Annotated in this window: 19 protein-coding genes; 14 read left to right on the forward strand and 5 right to left on the reverse strand. The window is 68.4% G+C overall.

Annotated features, from left to right (window positions below; translation table 11 throughout):
* Positions 1–141 precede the first annotated feature (141 nt).
* From K7W41_RS07675 to K7W41_RS07685, 3 genes are all read left to right on the forward strand, one after another.
* Complete coding sequence (locus tag K7W41_RS07675) at positions 142–870, forward strand: phosphorylase family protein (protein WP_224606517.1); 729 nt, start codon at positions 142–144, stop codon at positions 868–870.
* Between the two features lie 472 nt (positions 871–1,342).
* A complete protein-coding gene (locus tag K7W41_RS07680) occupies positions 1,343–2,140 on the forward strand; it encodes an enoyl-CoA hydratase-related protein (RefSeq protein ID WP_224606519.1) in 798 nt (265 codons plus the stop codon).
* Positions 2,133–3,194, forward strand: a complete 1,062-nt coding sequence (locus K7W41_RS07685; protein ID WP_224606521.1) for a phosphohydrolase — start codon at positions 2,133–2,135, stop codon at positions 3,192–3,194. Before K7W41_RS07680 ends, K7W41_RS07685 begins: the two co-directional genes overlap by 8 nt.
* A 188-nt stretch (positions 3,195–3,382) precedes the next feature.
* Here K7W41_RS07685 and K7W41_RS07690 read toward each other — a convergent pair whose 3' ends face one another.
* Complete coding sequence (locus K7W41_RS07690) at positions 3,383–3,721, reverse strand: hypothetical protein (RefSeq protein ID WP_224606522.1); 339 nt, start codon at positions 3,719–3,721, stop codon at positions 3,383–3,385.
* A 169-nt stretch (positions 3,722–3,890) separates the two neighbouring features.
* On the opposite strand from K7W41_RS07690, the gene greA reads away from it, so the two are divergent.
* Complete coding sequence (greA, locus tag K7W41_RS07695; RefSeq protein WP_221088101.1) at positions 3,891–4,361, forward strand: transcription elongation factor GreA; 471 nt, start codon at positions 3,891–3,893, stop codon at positions 4,359–4,361.
* A gap of 120 nt (positions 4,362–4,481) precedes the next feature.
* Here greA and K7W41_RS07700 read toward each other — a convergent pair whose 3' ends face one another.
* Both K7W41_RS07700 and prfA read right to left on the reverse strand, forming a co-directional pair.
* Complete coding sequence (locus tag K7W41_RS07700; protein WP_224606524.1) at positions 4,482–4,976, reverse strand: NUDIX hydrolase; 495 nt, start codon at positions 4,974–4,976, stop codon at positions 4,482–4,484.
* Positions 4,963–6,060, reverse strand: a complete 1,098-nt coding sequence (gene prfA, locus K7W41_RS07705) for a peptide chain release factor 1 (protein WP_224606526.1) — start codon at positions 6,058–6,060, stop codon at positions 4,963–4,965. The genes K7W41_RS07700 and prfA overlap by 14 nt, the downstream gene beginning before the upstream one ends.
* Before the next feature lie 568 nt (positions 6,061–6,628).
* Here prfA and K7W41_RS07710 point away from each other — a divergent pair.
* Entirely contained in the window at positions 6,629–7,591 is a 963-nt protein-coding gene (locus tag K7W41_RS07710) for a homoserine dehydrogenase (RefSeq protein ID WP_224606527.1), read from the forward strand.
* Positions 7,592–7,723: 132 nt separating this feature from the next.
* Complete coding sequence (locus tag K7W41_RS07715) at positions 7,724–8,983, forward strand: MFS transporter (protein ID WP_224606529.1); 1,260 nt, start codon at positions 7,724–7,726, stop codon at positions 8,981–8,983.
* A gap of 95 nt (positions 8,984–9,078) precedes the next feature.
* On the opposite strand, the gene K7W41_RS07720 is transcribed toward K7W41_RS07715, so the two are convergent.
* Positions 9,079–9,726: an ArsR/SmtB family transcription factor gene (locus K7W41_RS07720; protein WP_224606532.1), complete on the reverse strand. Its 648-nt coding sequence runs from the start codon at positions 9,724–9,726 to the stop codon at positions 9,079–9,081.
* 74 nt (positions 9,727–9,800) lie between these two features.
* Here K7W41_RS07720 and recD2 point away from each other — a divergent pair, with 74 nt between their 5' ends.
* The 6 genes from recD2 (at position 9,801) to K7W41_RS07750 (ending at position 17,488) form a co-directional block, all read left to right on the forward strand.
* On the forward strand, positions 9,801–11,936 hold the full coding sequence (gene recD2 / locus K7W41_RS07725) for an SF1B family DNA helicase RecD2 (RefSeq protein WP_224606535.1): 2,136 nt from the start codon (positions 9,801–9,803) through the stop codon (positions 11,934–11,936).
* 109 nt (positions 11,937–12,045) lie between these two features.
* Positions 12,046–14,049 (forward strand): DUF4900 domain-containing protein, encoded by a 2,004-nt coding sequence (locus K7W41_RS07730; protein ID WP_224606538.1) that lies wholly within the window; start codon positions 12,046–12,048, stop codon positions 14,047–14,049.
* Positions 14,046–14,501 carry a pilus assembly FimT family protein gene (locus tag K7W41_RS07735; RefSeq protein ID WP_224606541.1) on the forward strand — a complete coding sequence of 152 codons (456 nt, stop codon included), beginning with the start codon at positions 14,046–14,048 and terminating at the stop codon, positions 14,499–14,501. Before K7W41_RS07730 ends, K7W41_RS07735 begins: the two co-directional genes overlap by 4 nt.
* On the forward strand, positions 14,488–14,907 hold the full coding sequence (locus K7W41_RS07740; protein ID WP_224606544.1) for a hypothetical protein: 420 nt from the start codon (positions 14,488–14,490) through the stop codon (positions 14,905–14,907). The genes K7W41_RS07735 and K7W41_RS07740 overlap by 14 nt, the downstream gene beginning before the upstream one ends.
* Positions 14,904–15,734, forward strand: a complete 831-nt coding sequence (locus K7W41_RS07745; RefSeq protein WP_224606547.1) for a prepilin-type N-terminal cleavage/methylation domain-containing protein — start codon at positions 14,904–14,906, stop codon at positions 15,732–15,734. The genes K7W41_RS07740 and K7W41_RS07745 overlap by 4 nt, the downstream gene beginning before the upstream one ends.
* A 113-nt stretch (positions 15,735–15,847) precedes the next feature.
* Positions 15,848–17,488: a CTP synthase gene (locus K7W41_RS07750; RefSeq protein ID WP_224606550.1), complete on the forward strand. Its 1,641-nt coding sequence runs from the start codon at positions 15,848–15,850 to the stop codon at positions 17,486–17,488.
* Positions 17,489–17,585: 97 nt separating this feature from the next.
* Here K7W41_RS07750 and coaE read toward each other — a convergent pair whose 3' ends face one another.
* Complete coding sequence (coaE, locus tag K7W41_RS07755; protein ID WP_224606552.1) at positions 17,586–18,218, reverse strand: dephospho-CoA kinase; 633 nt, start codon at positions 18,216–18,218, stop codon at positions 17,586–17,588.
* A 196-nt stretch (positions 18,219–18,414) separates the two neighbouring features.
* On the opposite strand from coaE, the gene K7W41_RS07760 reads away from it, so the two are divergent.
* Positions 18,415–19,593 (forward strand): tetratricopeptide repeat protein, encoded by a 1,179-nt coding sequence (locus K7W41_RS07760; protein ID WP_224606554.1) that lies wholly within the window; start codon positions 18,415–18,417, stop codon positions 19,591–19,593.
* 299 nt (positions 19,594–19,892) lie between these two features.
* Positions 19,893–20,477 (forward strand): CAP domain-containing protein, encoded by a 585-nt coding sequence (locus tag K7W41_RS07765; protein WP_224606556.1) that lies wholly within the window; start codon positions 19,893–19,895, stop codon positions 20,475–20,477.
* Positions 20,478–20,494: the final 17 nt, after the last annotated feature.

Here is a 20,494-nt window from a genome sequence, read left to right on the forward strand (position 1 = left end):
GAGCCGTAACCCTTGACATCTATGAGAGGTGGGGCGGGCCCAGTGAACCCTGTTTGCATGGGGTTGCAGCTCATCTGGAGGGGAGGTCAGGCGGTTTCTCATGAAGTCCGGTTCGGGTGTGATTCTCCCTATACTCGCCGCATGAGTCAGATTCACGTGCGAGGCGTGCCCGGTGACGTGGCCCCATTTGTGCTGCTGCCCGGCGACCCCAACCGGGCGCGCCACATTGCCCAGACCTACCTTGAGAACGTGCGTGAATACACCTCTCACCGCCAACTGCTGGGTTTTACCGGCACCTACCAGGGCGTGCCGGTCAGCGTGCAGACCACCGGGATGGGCTGCCCCAGCGCCGCCATCGTGGCCGAGGAACTGGCGCGCCTGGGCGCCCGCACCCTGATCCGGGTGGGCACCCTGGGCGGCGCAACCCCCAGCGTGGCCCCCGGCGATCTGGTGATTGCCACGGCCGCCGTGCCCAACGACGGCACCACCCGTCAGCTGCTGGGCGGCGCTCCTTACGCCCCGGCCGCCAGCTTTGAGGTGAACGAAGCGGCGGTGCAGGCCGCCCGTGCCCAGGGGGCCCCGCACCACGTGGGCCTGATCATGACCGAGGACGCGTTCTATGCCAGCACGCCAGAACACGCGCGGCTGTGGGCGGGGCGGGGGGTGCTGGGCTTTGAGATGGAAGCCAGCGCCATTTTCCTGGTGGCCGCCCAGCGCGGCCTGCGCGCGGCGTGCCTGACCGCCTGCAGCAACGACATTGGCGACCCCCAGCTGGTGCCCGACAACGTGCTGGCCGCCGGGGTGGACCGCATGGTGCGCGTGGCCCTGGAAGCGATTGTGACCCTGGCCGCCCGCGAGTTGCAGGGCTAAAACCCTCTGGGATGCAGCCTCAGCCGCCGGCTTCAGAGCACTCTGGGCCGGCAGTTTGCTTGTATGGCGATGAGGGCAGCAGGGCCTCCGCTGGCCACTTGAAACGGGATTGGCGGACTGGTAAGGCCCGGGTTTCGAGCCACTGCACAGGGGCTTCTCAGCCGGAAAGACAAGCCGGAATCCCTGGTAGGGAGGGCTGAACCGGGAGATTTCCTGTGCCCTGGGGGCTCCACTGCAGCCCTTATGGTGGCTACTGGCCATCGCCAACGACTACAGGTAACCAGGGGCCCCAGACCACCTCTGCGCCAAGCCTTAACCACGGCCCACCGAAGCTGCCCTTCTCTCCTCACGGTCCTGCTGCGGGACCATCCCCCTTCCCCACGCTTCCCGCGCCTCTTGAGCCGGGATTCATGCACTGGGCCCCGGGCGGCGTCATCGGCTGCCGGGCGGCCCCGTGTGGCAGGATGAATCCATGACGCAGCTGGACGAATTTGAATTCAACAACGTGCAGATTGACCAGCATGGCCCCATCGCGGTGCTGACCATCGCTCGCCCGAAAGCCCTGAACGCCCTGAACGCCGACACCCTGTCTGAAATTGCCCAGGCCGTGAACCTGATTGTGGAAGACGCCGAGGTGGGCGCGCTGATCATCACCGGGGCGGGCGAAAAAGCCTTTGTGGCAGGCGCCGATATCAGCGAATTCACCAACCTGGAAGGGGTGTACGACGGGCGCGAGATGTCGCTGGCTGGGCAGGACGTGATGCACCAGATTGCCTCGCTGCCCATTCCGGTGATTGCCGCCGTGAACGGCTTTGCGCTGGGCGGCGGCCTGGAACTGGCCCTGGCCTGCGACGTGCGCGTGGCCGCCACCACCGCCCGCCTGGGCCTGCCGGAAGTCAGCCTGGGATTGATTCCGGGCTTTGGCGGCACCCAGCGTCTGGCCCGCCTGGTGGGGGCCGGGCGCGCCCTGGACCTGATGCTGACCGCGCGGCAGGTCAAGGCCGATGAAGCCCTGACGATGGGCCTCGTGAACTACGTGGCCGACGACGCCCTGACCAAGGCGCGCGAGGTGGCCGAGAGCATGCTGAGGCACGCCCCCATTGCGCTGTCGCTGGTGAAAGAAGCGGTGCGCCGGGGCCTGGACAGCACCCTGGAAGGCGGGCTGGAAATCGAGGCCGACCTGTTTGGCATGACGGTGGCCACCAAGGATTTCCGCGAGGGGGTGGACGCCTTTTTGAACAAGCGCCGCGCGGAGTTCCAGGGTGAGTGAGGACGGCGGCGCCGAAGTGCAGGGGGGCGAGCAGAAGTTCCGCCTGAGCGTGGAAGGTGGCAAGGTCAGCGATGTGGCGGGGCGGGAGGGAGCGCCGCCCGCCCGGGTGGTGGAATTCACCACGCCGCGCGCCAAGCTCATTGAAGAGGCCAATCAGGCCATCCGCACCGACCTGCGCGAATACCCCCGCGCCCTGGCCGCCTACGAAGCCCTGCGCGCCGACCCCGAGGCCCTGGCCCACTGGGACATGGCGAACTACATCACCATGCGCAAGCTGGGGTACAACGACCACGGCCGCGTGCACGCCTTTATTACGGGCGCGGCCAGCATGGCGATCACCGAACTGCTGCTGGAAGGCGGGGTCAAGCCCGACATCATGGACAGCGGGGTGGGCGACGCTGACGACGTGTTTCTGGCCGTGATTCTGGGCACCATGCTGCACGACATTGGCAATCAGGTGCACCGGGTGGGCCACGAGGCGCACGGCATTGCCCTGGCGCTGCCCATCGTGGACCGGATCATGGGGCCGCTGTACCCGGACCCCTTCAAGCGCACCAAGGTGCGGTCCTTTATTCTGGGCGCCATCAACTGCCACGACCTCAGCCCGGCGCCGCTGACCATTGAGGGCGGCATCACGGCCGTGGCCGACGGCACCGACATCACCAAGGGCCGGGGACGCAAAGCCTTTTCGATGGGCAGCGTGGACATCCACTCCATCAGCGCCCTGGCGGTGGATCAGGTGGTGATTGAGCGCGGCCGTGACAAGCCGGTGCTGATCAGCGTGACCATGAACAACTCGGGCGGCATCTTTCAGGTCGAAGAGATTCTGGCGCCCAAGGTGATTCGCACGCCCATGCGCCGCTTCGTGGAACTGCGCGCCGCCACCCGCCCCGAAGGCGAAGCGCAGATTCTCTCGAAGGTGCGCCTGGACGGCGACCACTTCGTGATGGACCTGGAAGGCGGTGAGCAGGTGGCCGTGGAGGTCATGGACACGCAGAAGCAGGTGCAGGAGGCGGTGGCCGAGAACCTGGGCATCGGCACCGAGACGCGCTGAGCCAGGGGTGTTCCGGCGACCCAGAAGAAGGGCGGGGCCTGTGCCTGAGCGCAGGCCCCCGCCCTTGCCGTGGTGACCAGGGGTTTCACCCTGGGGCCAAACGTCGCTCGCGCAGCTCCACCGCACTTTGCTCCCCCCAGAGCCGGCCTGGGTTCTACCCTGCAAGCTCTGGAGGGCAGCCTGACGCCCTACTTATCGGTGCCGGAGAGCGGCGTGGCGCGCTCGGGGCCGCCGTCAATGCCGCCGCTGCGGTGGGTGCCCTCGCCGCCGGCCGCGCGGCCCTCTAAGTCGCTGTCGCCCGTGTTGTTGGGCACGCCCTGGCGGTCCTCGAAGTCACGGCCCCCCAGGCGGCCATCGTTGAAGCCGGGCTGGTCGTTGGGGTTCACGCTCTCCCCCATCACGTCCTCGTGCAGCAGGCTCTCGGCCACCATCTTTTCCTGCAGCAGTTCGCCTGTGGTGCCGTCGTCACGAATCTCGCCCTCGGGGGCGTAACCGCCGTCTCTGTCCACTCGGTCGTCTCGGGTCATGGCCCCACGCTAGCCCGCGCCCGGCCCGCGCCGGGTGGGACACGGCTGAGCCTGGCCTTTAGAGAACACGGCGGGAAAGGCAGCCGCAAGCGGCCTGCGCCGCAGGGTCAACCTCCCGGGTTCATCTCACACCGCGCCGGTTGGCGCCGGGGCCTATACTTGACCGTCTATGACCAAAGACCGCATCACCATGACCCAGCGTGGGTATGACAAATTGCTCGAAACGCTGCACTACCTGAAAACCACCAAACGCGAGGAAATCTCCGAGAACATGGGCCGCGCCATTGAGGACGGCGACCTGCGTGAAAGTGCTGCCTACGACGAAGCCCGCATGCAGCAGAGTGAGAACGAGGCCCGCATTGCCGAACTGGAAAGCCAGCTGGAACGCGCCCTGATCATCGAAGAAGACGCCTCGGGCGGCGCGGGCCTGGGCGCCAGGGTGCGCGTGAAAGACGCCAAGGGCAAGGAGCACCATTTTGAATTGGTGGGCACCTACGAGGTGGACGTGCTGAAAGGCAAAATCAGCGACGCCAGCCCCATCGGCAAGGCCCTGAGCGGCAAGAAGGCGGGCGAGAAGGTGACGGTGCAGCTGCCCAAGGGCACCGCCGAATTCGAGATTCTGAGCGTGGACTACGTGTAAAGAGGAGGCGGGTAGCAGGAAGCGGGGGGCGGTTCAACGGCTCCCCCTCTGCTGGAAAACCGGGCGTGGAGAAATCGTCTCTCCACGCCCGGTTTTCTGGTCTTGGATCAGGCAAGGCGGCTAGGGTCGGGGCTTCAGGGCCGGGATGCGCAGGCCGCCGCGCCCGTCCCAGCCTTTGAAGGCGTAGAAGCGGCCCGGCTCGCCCGTTTTCAGGTAGTCGCTGAGCGGCTCGCGCATGGGCGGGGCCTCGATTTTTTCCAGGGCTTCTTCGGGGGTGCAAAAGCGCGCCTCGACGATAAAGCCGTCGGGGTCGGCGGGGTTCAGTAGACCGTCCCAGGTGGCTTCAAAGGCCACGGCGATGGCCCGCTCGCCCCGGCGCTCGTCTTCGATGTGCACCGTGTAGGCCATGTGCTTGATGCCGGTGAGCTTCAGGCCGGTTTCCTCGTAGATTTCGCGGTACAGGGCTTCGGGGAGGGTCTCGCCGTGTTCCACCACGCCGCCGGGCAGGGTGTGGCGCACGCGGCCGTGCCCCTGCCAGTCGTTGCCCACCAGCAGCACCCGCCCGAAGCGGTCACGCAGAATGCCGGCGGCCACCAGCAGGTCACGCCGCCCCATGCTGCTCCTCCCCAGCCATCTCCAGCAGTTGGCGCTCGCGCTGCGCGCGGGCCAGCGCCGCCACGACCGGCGCCAGGGCCCCGGTCATCACCGTGTCCAGCGGGTGGTTTTTACTCTCCCCTTCCAGGCGGTGGTCGGTCACGCGGTTTTGTGGGTAGTTGTAGGTGCGGATTTTCTCGCTACGTTCGCCCGTGCCCACCTGCGCGGCGCGGTCACTGCGCTCCTGGGCCTCGCGGGCGGCGCGTTCACGTTCAGCGAGGCGCGCGGCGAGCACCTGCAGCGCCTTTTCACGGTTCTTGATCTGCGAGCGGCCGTCCTGGCACACCACCATGATCTCGTCGGGGGTGCCGGGGCGGTACACGGCGCGCACGGCGGAATCCGTGGTGTTCACGCCCTGTCCGCCCGCGCCCTGCGAGCGGAACACGTCAATGCGCACCTCGCTCAGGTCCAGCTGCACCTCGCCCACTTCCGCTTCGGGCAGCACGGCCACGGTGACGGTGCTGGTGTGAATGCGGCCCTGGCTTTCGGTGGCGGGCACGCGCTGCACGCGGTGCACGCCACGCTCCCACTTGAAGGCGCGGAAGGCGCCGTCGCCGGTCACCTCGGCCACCACCTTGCTGGCGCCGCCCAGGTCACTCTCGCTGGCGTCCAGCACATTCAGGCGCAGGCCCGCGCCCTCGGCGTAACGGGTGTACAAGCGCAGCAGGTCCATCACGAACAGCCCGGCCTCGGCGCCGCCGGCCCCGGCGCGCAGTTCCAGAATCACGTCCTTAGGGTCATCGGGGTCGGTGGGCAGCAGGAGCACCACCAGTTCGCCTTCCAGTTCGGCCGCCCTGGCTTCGAGCTGCTGAATTTCCTGGGCGGCGAGGTCGCGCATATCGGGGTCCGCGAGCAGTTCGCGGGCGCCGGCAAGGTCGGCGTCCACCTGCTCGCGCTCGCGCAGCACAGTCATCAGGGGCAGCAGTTCGCGGTGGCGGCGCGTTAACCGGGCGTACTCGCGGGGGTCAGCCAGGGCGGCGGGGTCGCCCAACGCACGCTCGACCATCCCGAATTCGGAGGCGAGGGCCGAGAGCCGGGCGCTCACGTTCGCCAGCCGCGCCGACGCCGGGACACCCCAGGCAGACGGAAGATACAGAAGGTGGACACAGGCAACATAGGCGCAGTCTAGCGTCCAGCCATATCGCGCAGCTGACACGACACCCGCGTGAATTCCTTACGTTTGGGAGGGTCGGCGGGCGTGGCGAGGCAGGCTGGGTTGGGAGGAACGACGGGGCAGACAGTTTGGAAAACCGCCGACAGGACCCTTGCAAATCCGCCGTGTGGGCCGACAGGCCCGCTGCTCCCACTGCGGCGCCGCTCTGCGAGTTTCCCACAAGGCAGGGACAGCCACGTCTCCAATGGACCGCGCCAGCTGAAACGTGGCCTTTGCTGATCCAGCTACAGTGCGTCCCCGAAACCACTGGCAGAGAACCGGCTGTCTCTCCTCTGCAGAGCCTTCCTGTTCAATCCACGGACAGCCGTCACTGCTCCTGCTTTGCCGCTCTCCGAGGCTCCTCGGTCAAAAAAAAGTCTGCCAAGCGTCACGCCCTTTCCTCGCCATCCGTCTAACCCGGTCCCCGGCCGCTGTGCCCGGCGGCGCTACAGTCGGGCGCATGAGAACCGTGACTGTGGGGCTGCTGGGCTGCGGCACCGTGGGCCAGAATGTCCTGACCCTGATCGAGCGCCGCGCCGCCATCTTTGCCGACTTGGGCGTGCGGATTGAGGTGGCCGGGGTGCTGGTGCGTGACCCGGGCAAGCCCCGCGACTGCCCCCCCGGCACCCCACTGACGGCGGACCCCGCCTTCTTGCAGGAGTGCGGCGTGGTGATTGAGGCGATGGGCGGCATCGAGCGGCCCCTGGCCCTGCTGCACCCCTACCTGCGCTCCGGGCGGCCGGTGATCACCGCCAACAAGGCGCTGCTGGCCGAACGCTGGGACGACCTGCGCGAGTACGCCCTGAACGGCAAACTGTACTACGAGGCGTCGGTGATGGCCGGAACCCCGGTGATTGGCCCCATGAGCACGGTGCTGCGCGCCAGCACCTTTACCCGCCTGCAGGCGGTCCTGAACGGCACCTGCCTGTACATCCTCACCCAGATGGAGGGCGGCAAATCCTACGAGCAGGCCCTATCCGAAGCGCAGGCCCTGGGCTACGCCGAAGACCCGCCCACCCTGGACGTGGGGGGCTTTGACACCGCCCACAAGCTGACCGTGCTGGCCCGCTTCTGCGCCGACGGCAACTTCCGCTACGAGGACGTGGAGGTGCAGGGCATTGAAGGCGTGACCCTGGACGACGTGCAGGCGGCGCGCGCCCGGGGCGAACGCATCAAGCTGGTGGCCGAACTGGCGCGCGAGGGGGATCGCTGGCGGGGCCGGGTGTCGCCCCAGTCCCTGCCCGACAGCCACGCCCTCTGCAACGGCGGCGCGGGCCGCAACGCGATGGTGTACGAGGGCGAGGAATGCGGCACCCTGCTGTTTGCCGGCGGCGGCGCGGGCGGCATGGTCACCGCCAGCGCCATGGTCGGCGACCTGCTGGACTGGGTGATCGGCTTCCCCGGCCACGTTCCGCTGCACTGAAAGGAGAAGTCGAAGCGCCGCAGGAGGGGGGTGCCGCGCAACAGCAACCCTCTTGCCAGCCCCGGGGCCCTGTCCCCCTCTACTTCACGCCGGGCCTCGCACCCGGAGTAGCCCGGGGCGCACGCTGGGGCCATGACGCTGCCGCCTGCCCCGACCCCGGCCCCGGACCGCCTGTGGAACCGCTCGTTCGTGCTGTGGTGGGTGGGCAACGCGCAGAGTGCCCTGGGCACCGCCCTGGCCGGAATTGCCACCAGCTTTCTGGTGCTGCACCAGACCGGCAGCGCGGGCCTGATGGGGGTGAACCTCGCCCTGGCCTTGCTGCCGGGGCTGCTTGCCCCGCTGTTCGGCACGCTGGTGGACCGCCTGCCGCTGCGCCTGCCCCTGGTGCTGGGCAACGTGCTGCGCGGGCTGCTGCAAGTGGGTGTGGGCCTGCTGGCCCTGCGGGGCGAGGTGCCCCTGGGCGTCATCTACGCCGCGTCCCTGCTGACCGGGCTGATCGGTGCCTTTTACGGGCCGGCCAGCATGGGCATTACGCCCCGGCTGGTGCCGCCGGATCAGGTGCAGCGCGCCGCCGGGCTGATGCAGGGCGCCACGCAGACCATGCAACTGGTGGGCATGGTGGGCGGCGGGGTGCTGGTGGGCACCCTGGGCAGCGCGCCCGCCCTGCTGCTGGACGGCGCCTCGTTCCTGCTGTTCGCAGGGCTGCTTCTGCTGGTGCAGCTGCCCGCCCGCGCGCCCCAGGCGGCGCGGCCGCCGTTCTGGGCCGACTTCCGCGCGGGGCTGGCCTATGCCCGGCAAAGCCCGCTGATCCTGGGCTTGCCCGCGCTGGCGTTTCTGCTGAACGCCTCGTTCGCGCCGCTGGAGATGCTGCTGCCTGCCCGCATGACCGCCCTGGGGGTTGGCGCCCAGGGCTTTGGCCTGTTCTTCGGCCTGATGCTGGGGGGGCTGGCCCTGGGCAGCTTTACCCTGGCGGCGCTGGGACAGCGGCTGTCGCCCACGCGCCTGAGCGTGTGGGGCTTAGCGGGCATGGGCGCGGCGGTGCTGGCCCTGAGCCTGTCGCAGAGTGCCGGGCAGATGTACGCGCTGGCCGCCCTGCTGGGCCTGTTCAATGCCGCCACCAACGTCTCAATTGGGGTGATTTTCCAGCAGCGGGTGGACCCGGCCTTTTACGGCCGCGTGGGCAGCCTGCTGACCATGGTGAGCATGGCCGGCATGCCCCTGGTTCTGCTGGCCCTGGCCCCGGTGGCAGACCGGGTGCCCATCGCCACCGTGTTCGCCGTGGCCGGCGCGCTGTCCCTGCTGGCGGCCCCGGTGTGGGCTGGCCTGCTGCGCCGTGACCGGCGCGCGGCGCTCCCCAGCCCCATCCCGGGCCCCCTCCCCGCCAAGCCCTGAGGGAAAATGGCTCATGGCTCATGGCTCATGGCTCATGGCTCATGGCTCATGGCTCATGGCTCATGGCTCATGGCTCATGGCTCATGGCTCATGGCTCATGGCTCATGGCCCCCCTGCACCGGCGTGAACAGCAGGCCCAGCAGGCAGGGCTGGGCCCCCGGGACCGCTTGGTCGGCGGCGGCCTGCTCGTCCACCCAGGCCAGCAGGTCGCGCAGGCGCCTTTCCAGTTCGCGCTGGCTCTGCGGGGTCAGCGTGCGGCGCCCCATGTTGCCCACGGCGCCGTGGGGCGGCGGCGTTTTCAGGGCCTGCGGCGCCACGCTCATGCCCAGCTGACCCAGCGCGTCCGTGGCCACGAGCAGTTCGGTGCCGCTGTCCCCCGCAAACAGCCGCGCCAGTTCGTGGGTGACCTCCTGAACAAAAAGGGTGCCCACGCGGGAGAGCAGGTCTTCGACCGTGGCGTGCGGCGTGAGGGCAAAGGGCACCCGGAAGGTGCGGGCCACCGCGCGGTAGAGCTTGATGGGGCGCCCGTCCCGGGGCCGCTCGCCCGCCACCACCACCAGCCCGGCCCCCAGCAGGCGCGTGAGGTGGTGGTGCGTGGTTTTCAGCGGGCGCCCGCAGCGCCGCGCGACCTCACTGGCGCTCAGGGCTTGGGGCACAAGGGGGCCCAGGACGTTCACAGTGTCTTCGGCCAGCAGCAGCCGGGCCTGTTCTGGGGTGCGCGCGGTGAAGGCGTCGGGGAGCACGTCCCCAGTGTGCCACCCTGCGTTCCATTCCGCTCACGACGAAATGGCATGGGCCACGCTATGCTGTGAGTCTCATGTCGGCCGCCCCTCCCACCGAAGCTTTCCGCGTGTCTGGCGGCGTCAACAAGGTGCGGTTTCGCGCCGAATCCGGCTTTACGGTCATGTCGGCCCGCATTCGCAATACAGAGGGCGAGGACCCCGACGCCACCGTGATCGGCGTGATGCCGCCCCTGGAAGCGGGCGACACCTTCAGCGCCGAGGTGCTGATGGAGGAGCACCGCGAGTACGGCTACCAGTACCGGGTGCTGAACATGGTGCTGGAAGCCCAGCCCGCCGACCTCACCGAAGCCGGGGTGGCGGCCTACCTGGAAGCGCGGGTGGGCGGCGTGGGCAAGGTGCTGGCCGGGCGCATTGCCAAGACCTTTGGGCCCGGCACCTTCGACGTGCTGGAAACTGAACCCGAGCGCCTGCTGCAGGTGCCCGGCGTGACCCAAAGCACCCTGCACAAGATGGTGCAGAGCTGGTCGCAGCAGGGCCTGGAGCGGCGCCTGCTGGCCGGCCTGCAGGGCCTGGGCCTGAGCATCTCGCAGGCGCAGCGGGCGGTCAAACACTTTGGCGAGACCGCCCTGGAACGCCTGGAAGCCGATCTGTTCACGCTGACCGAGGTAGAAGGCATCGGCTTTGTCACCGCCGACAAGCTGTGGCAGGCCCGGGGCGGTGCCCAAGACGACCCCCGGCGCCTGACCGCCGCTGCCGTCTACGCGCTGCAGCAGGCGGCGCAGCAGGGCGGGCACTCGTACCTGCCCCGGGGCCGGGCCGAGAAGGGCGTGGCGCACTACACCCGCGTGACCCCCGCGCAGGCCCGCCTGGCGGTGGACACAGCGGTGGAACTGGGCCGCCTGACCGACGACGCCCCGCCCCTGCTGGACACCGAAGACGCCCTGCACGACCCCAGCCGCATCTACCTGCCCCCCGTGCTGCGCGCCGAGAAAAAGCTCGCCGGCCTGATCCGCACCCTGCTGGCCACCCCGCCGGCCGGGCAGGACTGGACGGTGCCCCGGGGCGCGGCCAAGGGCCTGTCCGAGGAACAGGCCAGCGTGCTGAACCTGCTGGAAGACCACCGCCTGGTGGTGCTGACGGGCGGTCCCGGCACCGGCAAAAGCACCACCACCCGCGCGGTGGCCGATCTGGCCGAGAAGCTGGGGCTGGAGGTGGGCCTGTGCGCCCCCACCGGCAAGGCCGCGCGGCGGCTGGGCGAGGTTACGGGCCGCACCGCCAGCACCATTCACCGCCTGCTGGGGTACGGCCCGGCGGGTTTCCGGCACAACCACCTGGAACCGGCGCCCTACGACCTGCTGATCGTGGACGAGGTGAGTATGTGCGGCGACGGGCTGATGCTCTCGCTGCTCTCGGCGGTGCCGCCGGGCGCGCGGGTGCTGCTGGTGGGCGACACCGACCAGCTGCCCCCGGTGGACGCGGGCCTGCCCCTGCACGCGCTGACCCAGGTGGCCCCCACCGTGCGCCTGACCCAGGTGTACCGTCAGGCGGCGCAGAACCCGATTATCCGCGCGGCCCACGGCCTGCTGGACGGGCAGCCCCCGGTGTGGGGTGACCCCCGCCTGAACCTCACGGAAACCGAGCCGGACACCGGCGCGCGGCGCGTGGCGCTGCTGGTGCGCGATCTGGGCGGGCCGGGGCAGGTGCAGGTGCTGACCCCCATGCGCAAGGGGCCGCTGGGCGTGGAGATGCTCAACCACCACCTGCAGAGCCTCTTTAACCCCGGCGAGGGCGGCGTGCGCATTGCCGACGGGCAGGCCCGCGCCGGAGACGTGGTGGTGCAGACGAAAAACGACTACACCAACGAGGTCTTTAACGGCACCGTGGGCACCGTGCTGAAAGACGGGGGCGGGCGCCTGACGGTGGACTTTGACGGCAACGTGGTGGAACTGGCGGGCGCCGAACTGTTCAACCTGCAACTGGGCTACGCCCTGACGGTGCACCGCGCCCAGGGCAGCGAATGGGGGACCGTGCTGGGCGTACTGCACGAGGTGCATATGCCCATGCTGAGCCGCAATCTGGTGTACACGGCGCTCACCCGGGCCCGCGAACGCTTTTTCGCGGTGGGCTCGGCCAGCGCCTGGGCCAAGGCCGCCGGGCGCCAGCGCGAGGAACGCTGCACCGCGCTGCTGGAACGAATTCGCGGGCGCTAGCCTTTTACTGTGACAGAACTGTCACAGGCCGCCTAGCGAATCTGGGATTTTCCACACTCCCCGAACAGGGGGGTGAGATTTTTCGCATCTGGCTTTCATACTGGGCGTCATGCCGCCGAACCACCGCACCCAGGGAGCGACCCTGATCGTGACCCTGCTGCTCGTTATGCTGCTGCTGGCGGTCATCATGAGCATTACGGCCCAAGTCACGCTGTCTACACGGCGGTCCAGCGCCGACCAGGACGCCACCCTGCGCGCCCAATACGCTGCCGAATCCGGCGCGGCGCGGGTGCAGGCGAGGCTGCGCGCGGCGCAGACCCTGATCAGCAGCGCCCGCTTTGCCACCACCACCACCATTCCCCAGATCGAAGCCGATGTGGCGGCCTTGTGCGGGTTATCCAGCCTGCCAGCGGGCCTGAAGGTAGGCGACACGGTGTGCACGCTGAGCACCCGCCCGCAGGGCCTGGCCGAGGCCGATCCCAATAATCCTCGGGTGAACGTGCTGATGCGCGCGGTGGACGCCGCCGCATTTGCCGCTGTGGGCCTGCCCAACACCACCGACGCCCAGCGGCGGCAATTCTGGTCCGAGATGTTCTCGGGGCAGACTGGGGTGGCCCTGAACGGCAGCCTGGAAGGCGCCACGTACGCCGTGACCTATGGACTGAGGCCACAGAAAGTGGTCAAGGCCAGCGCCAATGGCTACCGGCTGGAGTTCAACGTGCCGGACGTGAAGGCCAGCGCCCAGGCCAGCGGCGCCGAGCGCCGGGTGACAGTGCGTGCCGACCAGGACACACTCAATCTGCTCATTCAGCGGCCCTCGCTGGCGCCCAACGCCCTGTTTACCAATCACCACTACCTCAGCGGCGAATCTGAAGGTCGTGGTGAAGGGATCTACTTCACCAGTCGCACCCTGTTCAGCGGCCCAGTGCACACCAATCAGCACTTCAATATCGTGGGCCAGCCCTGGTTTGGTGGCGCTGTCACCAGCGCGGGCTGCCCGGCCGGACAGATCACCACCGGGCCCACAGGCCCCACCTGCGCGGTGGCGGCCGTTCCTGGCGCCAATCTGAACGGCACTTTTGTCTCTGCCACGACCATGAGCCCCAACGATCAGGCACCGTCGCGGTGTAACGCGGGCGGCACCGGCTGCGCCACGCCGCAATTCAGCCAGGGCGTGAACTGGAATGCCCCGTACGTCCAACTGCCCGAGAACGGCAGTGACCAGCAGCGCGAAGCCCTGAGCGGCGGCGTCAGCATTCCCGGCGACGTGAATGAACTGCAGTTGTACCAGGGTACCGTGAACGGACAGACGGTTCAGCGCATCACCTACACCGTGCCGGGTCCCAGTGGGCCGGTCACCACGCAACTGGCCCTGGGTCAGAACGGCACCCTGCAACTCCTGGATACCGACGGCCAGTGGAAGGGCGCGGAGCGTCAGCCTGACGGGTCGTTCAAGCCCGGCGCCGCCTCAACGTTTAACGGCGTGCTGTATGTGGGCGGCAAGGTGGCGAATCTGAATGCCGGGCCCAACGGCGCGTCGGGGCCGGCGGTGACCTCGTTTGCGGGCCTCACACTGGCGGCGGCGGGCGACATCAACATCACCAGCAGCCTGCGCTACGCCGATCCGCCCTGCAGCGGCCAGCATGTGCGCAACGGTGACGGCAGCGTCACGCCCGCCCCCTGCAACAACCTCGACACGCGCAACATCCTGGGCATTTACTCGGCGCAGGGCAACGTCAACCTCATGAAAGACCAGATGGGCACGGACCCGTCCATTCACGCGGTGCTGATGGCGGGAACCGGCGCCGTGCGGGTGGACCAGTACAACCAGGGGCCGGCCATGGGCACGGTCAACCTCGTGGGCGGCATCATCGAGAACTATTACGGGGCTTTTGGCACCTTCAGCGGTGACACCGCCACCAGCGGGTACGGCCGCAACTTTGTCTTCGACCCACGGACCCTGCAGGGCTACGAGCCCCCCTACTTCCCCACCGCCCGCAACTGGCAGATGGCCCTGATGGACAAAGACGTGCAGCCTCTGAACCAACCGCTGCGCCTGCGCGGCGACAGCGTAAGCAGCACGGCCAACGACCAGCGGGAGCCAACGCCGTGATCCGGCCTCGACCCCACCTTCAGGCCTTCACCCTGCTGGAATTGCTGGTCGTGATGGCCATTCTGGGCATTCTGGCGGGCGTGCTGGGCTTTAATCTGCTGGGCAGTTACCGGTCCGCCCAGTTGCGCGAGGCCGCCTCACAGCTGGCCGGCGACCTGCGACAGGCGCGCAGTGACACACTTAAAAGCGGGCAGGACACCCAGCTGGACGTGACCCTGAATACGCCCGCCTACACCGTCACGCGCGGCACGGATACCCCGCAGACCCGTACCCTTCCGGGCGGTGTGGTGGCCACTGATGTCAGAGGCGGCAACCGGGTGAAGTACGAGGCGCCCAACGGCACCACCGACGGCACCGGCGTGGTCTGGACCCTGCGCCACCCCGGCGGGCGCGAAATCAAAGTCAAAGTGGTAGGGATCACGGGGAAGGTCATGATCGATGCAACGAACTGAAACGCGGGGCGGAATCACGATTGTTGAAGTGCTGGTGGGCGTGCTGCTGGTCAGCGTGATTGTGATGGTGGTGCTCACCCCCCTGACCGGCTTTTTTGGCCTCACCCAGCGCAGCACCCAGCAGGTGGGGGCCACCCAGACGGCGCAGCAGGTGCTGGAAACCATTCGCGGCGACTGGCTCTCGCTGGCCATGTATGACCAGCGCTGCACCACCGCGACCATTCCATCCGGCACCACGCTGACCGTCACCAATCTGGATCTGAACGGTGCCCCCACAGGCACGGTAACGCTGAACGCCAGCTGCAGTGGCAACACCCCTGACCCTGCGCCTGTGCGCCGCGTGCAGCTGGTGGCACGCTCCGGCACCGCACAGTCCACCCTCAGTGTGGATGTGGCCCGTCCATGAAAAGCGCCGGTTTTACCCTCATTGAACTGCTGGTGGCGGTGGCCCTGGCGCTGGTCGTGCTGTTTGCTGCCTCGAACCTGCTCATTTCCAGTTCTGGCAGCGCCACCAACCTGCAGGCGCGCAACGAGCTGCTGCAAGAAGGGCAGATCGCCATGAACTACATCGCCACCAACGTGCGCGAAGCGGCATATGTCTACCCGGACGGCACCACCCTGAACCTGGGAGGCGGCGACACCACCCGGCGCCCCGGGGGGGGCAGCTGGCGGGTGGGCGACGCGAATGCACCCATCCTGGCGCTGATCAGGGCGCCCCGGCGCGATGTGGCCACGTGCTCTAATGCAGACGAGGAGGCCAGGGCTGGCTGCTACTACTTCATTGCCTATTACCCGGTGCTGCGCGACACCTGGGTGCGGAACATTGACCCGGACGGCCAGAATCACCCTGGGATGGACCCCGCCAACGCTGACCGCTGGCTGCTGGTGGAATACCGCTGCCGCTTTCCCGGAACCAGTGCCCCCACACTGGCCCAGCTTCAGGCGCGCCTGACCGAGGGCAGCTGCTCTTCAGGGGGAGGTCTGTCGGGCGAAACGGGCCGCCTGCTGCTGGACTACGTGCAGCCCGCCGTGACCAACCTGCCGCGCCTGTTTACCATCCAGGCCGACGCCCCCCAGACCCCCGGCAATGTACGCGTGACCCTGAACCTCAGCCTCAGCCGCGTGGCCTCGGGCAAGGAGGTCAATATTCCGGCGCGCACCTCTGCGGACCCCAGCACCTGGACCCAGGCACTCAGCGCTGCGCCGCGCAACATTGGCACCCTGCCCCCGTAAGCGCCCCTCCCCCCACAGGGCCAGGGGCGTGCTACCATGAAATCCCGGAGGCCGAGCGCCCCGGTTTTTCTTTTTGGCCCCCGCAGGTGGGGGTCAGGCGCTCGCGGTCAGGCATGAAATACATCTTTGTGACGGGCGGCGTGGTGAGCAGCCTTGGGAAGGGCGTGGCAAGCGCCAGTTTGGGGGCCCTGCTGCGCGCCCGCGGCTACAAGGTCACGGCGGTCAAGATCGACCCCTACATCAACATTGACGCGGGCACCATGCGGCCCTACGAACACGGCGAGGTCTTCGTGACCGCCAGTGGCGCCGAGACAGATCTGGACATCGGCAACTACGAGCGCTTTCTGGACCTGGATATTCCGCCGGGCAGCAACATCACCACCGGGCAGGTGTACCAGGAGGTGATTCGCAAGGAACGCGCCGGGGATTACCTGTCGCAGACCGTGCAGGTGATTCCGCACGTCACCGACGAGATCAAGCGCCGTATCCGCGCCGCCGGCGAGACGGCGGGCGCCGAGATCGTGCTGATCGAGGTGGGCGGCACGGTGGGCGACATTGAGTCGCTGCCCTTTCTGGAAGCCATTCGACAGTTCAAATTCGACGAGGGCGACGACAACGTGCTGTACCTGCACCTCACGCTGGTGCCGTACCTGGGCACCAGCAACGAGTTCAAGACCAAGCCCACCCAGCACTCGGTGGCGGAACTGCGCTCGGTGGGCATCAGCCCCGACATCGTGATGGTGCGCAGCAAGGAAAAGCTGCCGCCCGAGATCACCCGCAAGATTGCGGCCTTTACGTCCGTGCGCGAGAACCGGGTGTTCTCCAGCTATGACGTCTCGCATGTGTACGAGGTGCCGCTGGCCCTGGAAGAGCAGGGCCTGGGCAAGGTCGTGGAAGACCTGCTCTCGCTGGAGCGCATTCACCCCAGCCTGGGCGTGTGGCAGAACGCCGTCAAGACCATCAAGCAGCCGGCGCGCGAGGTCACGATTGCCATTGCGGGCAAGTACACCGCCATGCCCGACGCCTACCTGTCCCTGATGGAGTCGCTGACCCACGCGGGCATTGCCAACGACGCCCGGGTGAACATCCGCTGGGTGAACGCCGAGGAACTGGCCGACCCCAGCGTTTCTGACGAGGACGTGCACTCGCGCCTCTCGGGCGCCGACGGCATTCTGGTGCCCGGCGGCTTCGGCATTCGCGGCATTGAGGGCAAGATCCGCGCCGCGCAGTACGCCCGCGAAACCGGTACGCCCTACCTGGGCATCTGCCTGGGCATGCAGATTGCGGTGATTGAATACGCGCGCCATAAGGCCGGTCTGGCGGGCGCCAACTCCGCCGAGTTCGACGAATACGCCCCCCACAAGGTGATTGACCTGATGCCCGAACAGCTGGAGGTCGCCGGGATGGGCGGCACCATGCGCCTGGGCGACTGGCCCATGAATCTGGCGGCCGGCACCAAGATTGCTGAGCTGTACGGCGTGCCCCAGGGCGGCGTGGTCAAGGAGCGTCACCGCCACCGCTTTGAGGTAAACCCCGCCTACACCGACCAACTGAAGGCGGCCGGGCTGGTCATCAGCGGCGTGACCCCCGGTGTGGCCGGGCGCGGCGCCGGGCTGGTGGAGAGCATCGAGATTCCGGGGCACCCCTATTTCGTGGCCCTGCAGGCCCACCCCGAATTCAAGAGCCGCCCCATGCGTCCCAGTCCACCGTTCGCCGGCTTCATTGCGGCGGCGCTGAAAGGAAGTGGGAAGTAGGGTGTGGGCTGTAGGGGCTCAAACCAGCGCCTGAGCCCCCCCTGAGGGCAGGAAGGGACGCAGCTGATTGCGCGTCCCTCCTCTCTTTTCCCACGTCCTACTCCCCACTCCCCACAGCCCCCACCACCCACAACCCCCGCTCCACAACCCTTTTCACCTGCGCTTCCAGCGCCGCCAGATCGCCGGTGTTCTCAATCACCCAGGTGGCCCGGCGGCGCTTCTCTTCGGCAGGGAATTGCCGGGCGTCGCGGGCCAGGATGTCCTCGCGGGTCAGGCCGCCCCGGGCCAGGGCGCGTTCCAGGCGCAGCTCCAGCGGGGCGTCGACCACCAGCACGGCGTCCATACCGGCGTCCAGGCCCCCTTCAAAGAGCAGCGGCACGTCCTGCACCACCCAGGCCTCGCCCCGGTCGGCCGCCGCCTGTTCCAGCGCGGCCATGCGCGCCCGCACCCGGGGATGCACGGTGGCGTTCAGGTCGGCCACGGCCGCTGGGTCCGGGAACACGCGGGCAGCCAGCGCGGCGCGGTCCAGCACGCCCCCCACCACCGTGCCGGGAAAGCGGGCCTCTATCTGGGCCAGCACCTCGGGCTCGGCGGTGACCAGCCGGGCCTGTTCATCGGCGTCCAGCACGGTCAGGCCGTGGGCGCGCAGCAGGGCGGCCACCGTGCTTTTGCCGGCCCCAATGCTGCCGGTCAGGCCCAGGCGGCGCGGGCGGGTGGGCGCAACGTTCACGCCCCCGACTGTACAGGCTGCGCGCCCGTCAGATGGGCGTCACAGAGGCCGCGAACACTGCCCTTATGCTGCCCCCGCCCTCTCACGGCCACTTCACCCGATTTGTCGGCGTTCTCACGTATCATGCCCTTATGCCCATTTCTGGCAGGGTGAGGCCGCGCCGCGACGCCGCGCAGCGCCCCACGGAGGTTTCCGAGTGAATCGACGCACCACAACCGGCCTGCTGGGCCTGCTGATCACGCTGGGCCTGGCCGGCGCGCAGACCGCGCCCGCTGCGCCTGCCACCCCCACCAGCCCAGCGGCGGCCCCGGCCGCTGCCCCCGCGCCTGCCGCCCCGCGCGCCATTCCCGCCGCCAACTACGTGGCGCTGGGCGTGTACTACTACGAGCAGGGGCAGTTTGATCAGGCGTACGTGGCCTACCGCGCGGCGGCCGAACTGGATCCCCGCAACCCCGAAGCCCTGATCGGCCTGGGCCGCTCGCAGATCAAGCTGCGCCTCTACAGCGCGGGCATTGAAACCCTCAAGCGCCTGATCAGCCTGGACAGCCGCAACTTTGACGCCTATATCTCGCTGTCGCAGGCCTATGTGCAGCAGTACATCGGGGCTGGGGACCGCGCCACCGTCAGCGGCAACCTGAATGAAGCCCTGCGCGTGCTGACCGACGCCGAGGCCCTGGCCCAGGCCGGCACCAGCAAGAACGTGCAGCTCAGCCGCGTGTGGAACGAGCGCGGCTATGTCTACAAGCTGCAGGGCGACGCGGCGCGCGCCATTGACGCCTTCAAGCAGGCGATTGCCCTGAACGCCGACAACGCCATCCTGCTGTACAACCTGGGCGACATGTACTACGCGACCGGCAACCTGCCGCTGGCGCTGGAAAGCCTGCAGCAGGCGGTGATCGTGGACCCGCGCGATCCGTACAACCGCGCCTACTACGCCAAGCTGCTGGCCCTGAGTGGCAACCTCACGGCGGCCCGGCCCGAAGCCGCGCAGGCCGCCCGGCTGGCCCCCAAGAACGCCTACGCCGTGGGCCAGTACGGCGTGGTCAGCTACCTGGCCAAGGACACCGCCACCGCCCGCGCCCAGCTGACCCAGGCCGTGACCCTGGACCCGCTGCGCTACCCCGAGTTCTACTACTACCTGGGCCGGCTGGCCCTGGACAGCGGCGACCTGAAGGGGGCCCGCGAGCAGCTCACACGCGCCGCCGCCCTGGGCAGCAACACCCCCGAATACCTGTACTACCTGGGCCTGAGCTACGAGCGCGGTTCGGGCGCGGTGGCCGCCGACCGCCTGAAGGCCCGCGAGAACTACGAGCGCGCCCTGAAGCTGAACCCGGGCTACAAACCAGCCCAGGACGGCCTGAACCGCGTGAAATAACCGGCATTGCTGTCACAACGTTCTGACAGAAGAGTGGGCGCTGGACACCCCCTTCATGTAGCCCCCTGGGTGACCCCCAGGGGGCTTGATGTTGTGACGGGGCTTTGAAAGAGGACTGAAGTGTGGCCCGATGACGGCTGTGAGGGCTTTTTTCGGGCTTCTGTTCCAGCTGGCCGCCTTCCCCTACGGGGCGGGGCGTTCATGTTCGTGAAAGTGACCGGGCTGAAAGTCTGACATTTGTACCGTGAGGGCACTTCAACCGCATCCGCCGACAGGCCACATGCGAAAAGGACCCTCACATGCCCAAAACTGCCCTGACTGCCCTGTTGCCCTTCGCCCTGCTGCTGGCCTCCTGTGGTGGTGGCCCCAGCGCCCCCGCCGCCAGCGCACCCACCACCGTGAGCAGCAGCGCCGCCGGCGGCGGCCAGAGCACGGCCCCCAGCGGCGGCGCTGGCGACCAGACCATGAGCGCCCAGGAAGCCCAGATTCTGGCCGAAGTGAACGTGGCCCGCGCCCAGGCCCGCTCCTGCGGGGGACAGGCCTTCGGCGCCGCGCCCGCCGTGACCTGGAACGGTTACCTGGCCGCCGCCGCCCGGGGCCACGCCGCCGATATGGCCGAGCGCGGGTACTTTAACCACGTCACCCCCGAGGGCCGCACCCCCGCCCAGCGCATGGAAGCCGCTGGCTACCGGGGCTGGACCCAGGTGGGCGAGAACATTGCCGCCGGTTACACCGCGCAGAACGTGGTGCAGGGCTGGCTGGACAGCCCCAGCCACTGCAAGACCCTGATGGACCCCGGCCTGAAAGAACTGGGCGTGGGCTACACCTACCGCCCCGGCAGCACCTACGGCACCTACTGGGTGCAGAACTTCGGCACGCGGTAACGGCGCGCGCCCCGCGC

The sequence above is a fragment of the Deinococcus multiflagellatus genome (assembly GCF_020166415.1).
GTDB lineage: Bacteria > Deinococcota > Deinococci > Deinococcales > Deinococcaceae > Deinococcus > Deinococcus multiflagellatus.

What these genes read in the sequence shown, in the direction of transcription:
- K7W41_RS07750 (WP_224606550.1), top strand. Translation starts at nt 15,848, where the DNA reads ATGAAATACATCTTTGTGACGGGCGGCGTGGTGAGCAGCCTTGGGAAG.
- K7W41_RS07730 (WP_224606538.1), top strand. Translation starts at nt 12,046, where the DNA reads ATGCCGCCGAACCACCGCACCCAGGGAGCGACCCTGATCGTGACCCTG.
- K7W41_RS07745 (WP_224606547.1), top strand. Translation starts at nt 14,904, where the DNA reads ATGAAAAGCGCCGGTTTTACCCTCATTGAACTGCTGGTGGCGGTGGCC.
- recD2 (WP_224606535.1), top strand. Translation starts at nt 9,801, where the DNA reads ATGTCGGCCGCCCCTCCCACCGAAGCTTTCCGCGTGTCTGGCGGCGTC.
- K7W41_RS07715 (WP_224606529.1), top strand. Translation starts at nt 7,724, where the DNA reads ATGACGCTGCCGCCTGCCCCGACCCCGGCCCCGGACCGCCTGTGGAAC.
- greA (WP_221088101.1), top strand. Translation starts at nt 3,891, where the DNA reads ATGACCAAAGACCGCATCACCATGACCCAGCGTGGGTATGACAAATTG.
- K7W41_RS07690 (WP_224606522.1), bottom strand. Translation starts at nt 3,721, where the DNA reads ATGACCCGAGACGACCGAGTGGACAGAGACGGCGGTTACGCCCCCGAG.
- K7W41_RS07740 (WP_224606544.1), top strand. Translation starts at nt 14,488, where the DNA reads ATGCAACGAACTGAAACGCGGGGCGGAATCACGATTGTTGAAGTGCTG.
- K7W41_RS07680 (WP_224606519.1), top strand. Translation starts at nt 1,343, where the DNA reads ATGACGCAGCTGGACGAATTTGAATTCAACAACGTGCAGATTGACCAG.
- K7W41_RS07710 (WP_224606527.1), top strand. Translation starts at nt 6,629, where the DNA reads ATGAGAACCGTGACTGTGGGGCTGCTGGGCTGCGGCACCGTGGGCCAG.
- K7W41_RS07765 (WP_224606556.1), top strand. Translation starts at nt 19,893, where the DNA reads ATGCCCAAAACTGCCCTGACTGCCCTGTTGCCCTTCGCCCTGCTGCTG.
- K7W41_RS07675 (WP_224606517.1), top strand. Translation starts at nt 142, where the DNA reads ATGAGTCAGATTCACGTGCGAGGCGTGCCCGGTGACGTGGCCCCATTT.
- K7W41_RS07700 (WP_224606524.1), bottom strand. Translation starts at nt 4,976, where the DNA reads ATGGGGCGGCGTGACCTGCTGGTGGCCGCCGGCATTCTGCGTGACCGC.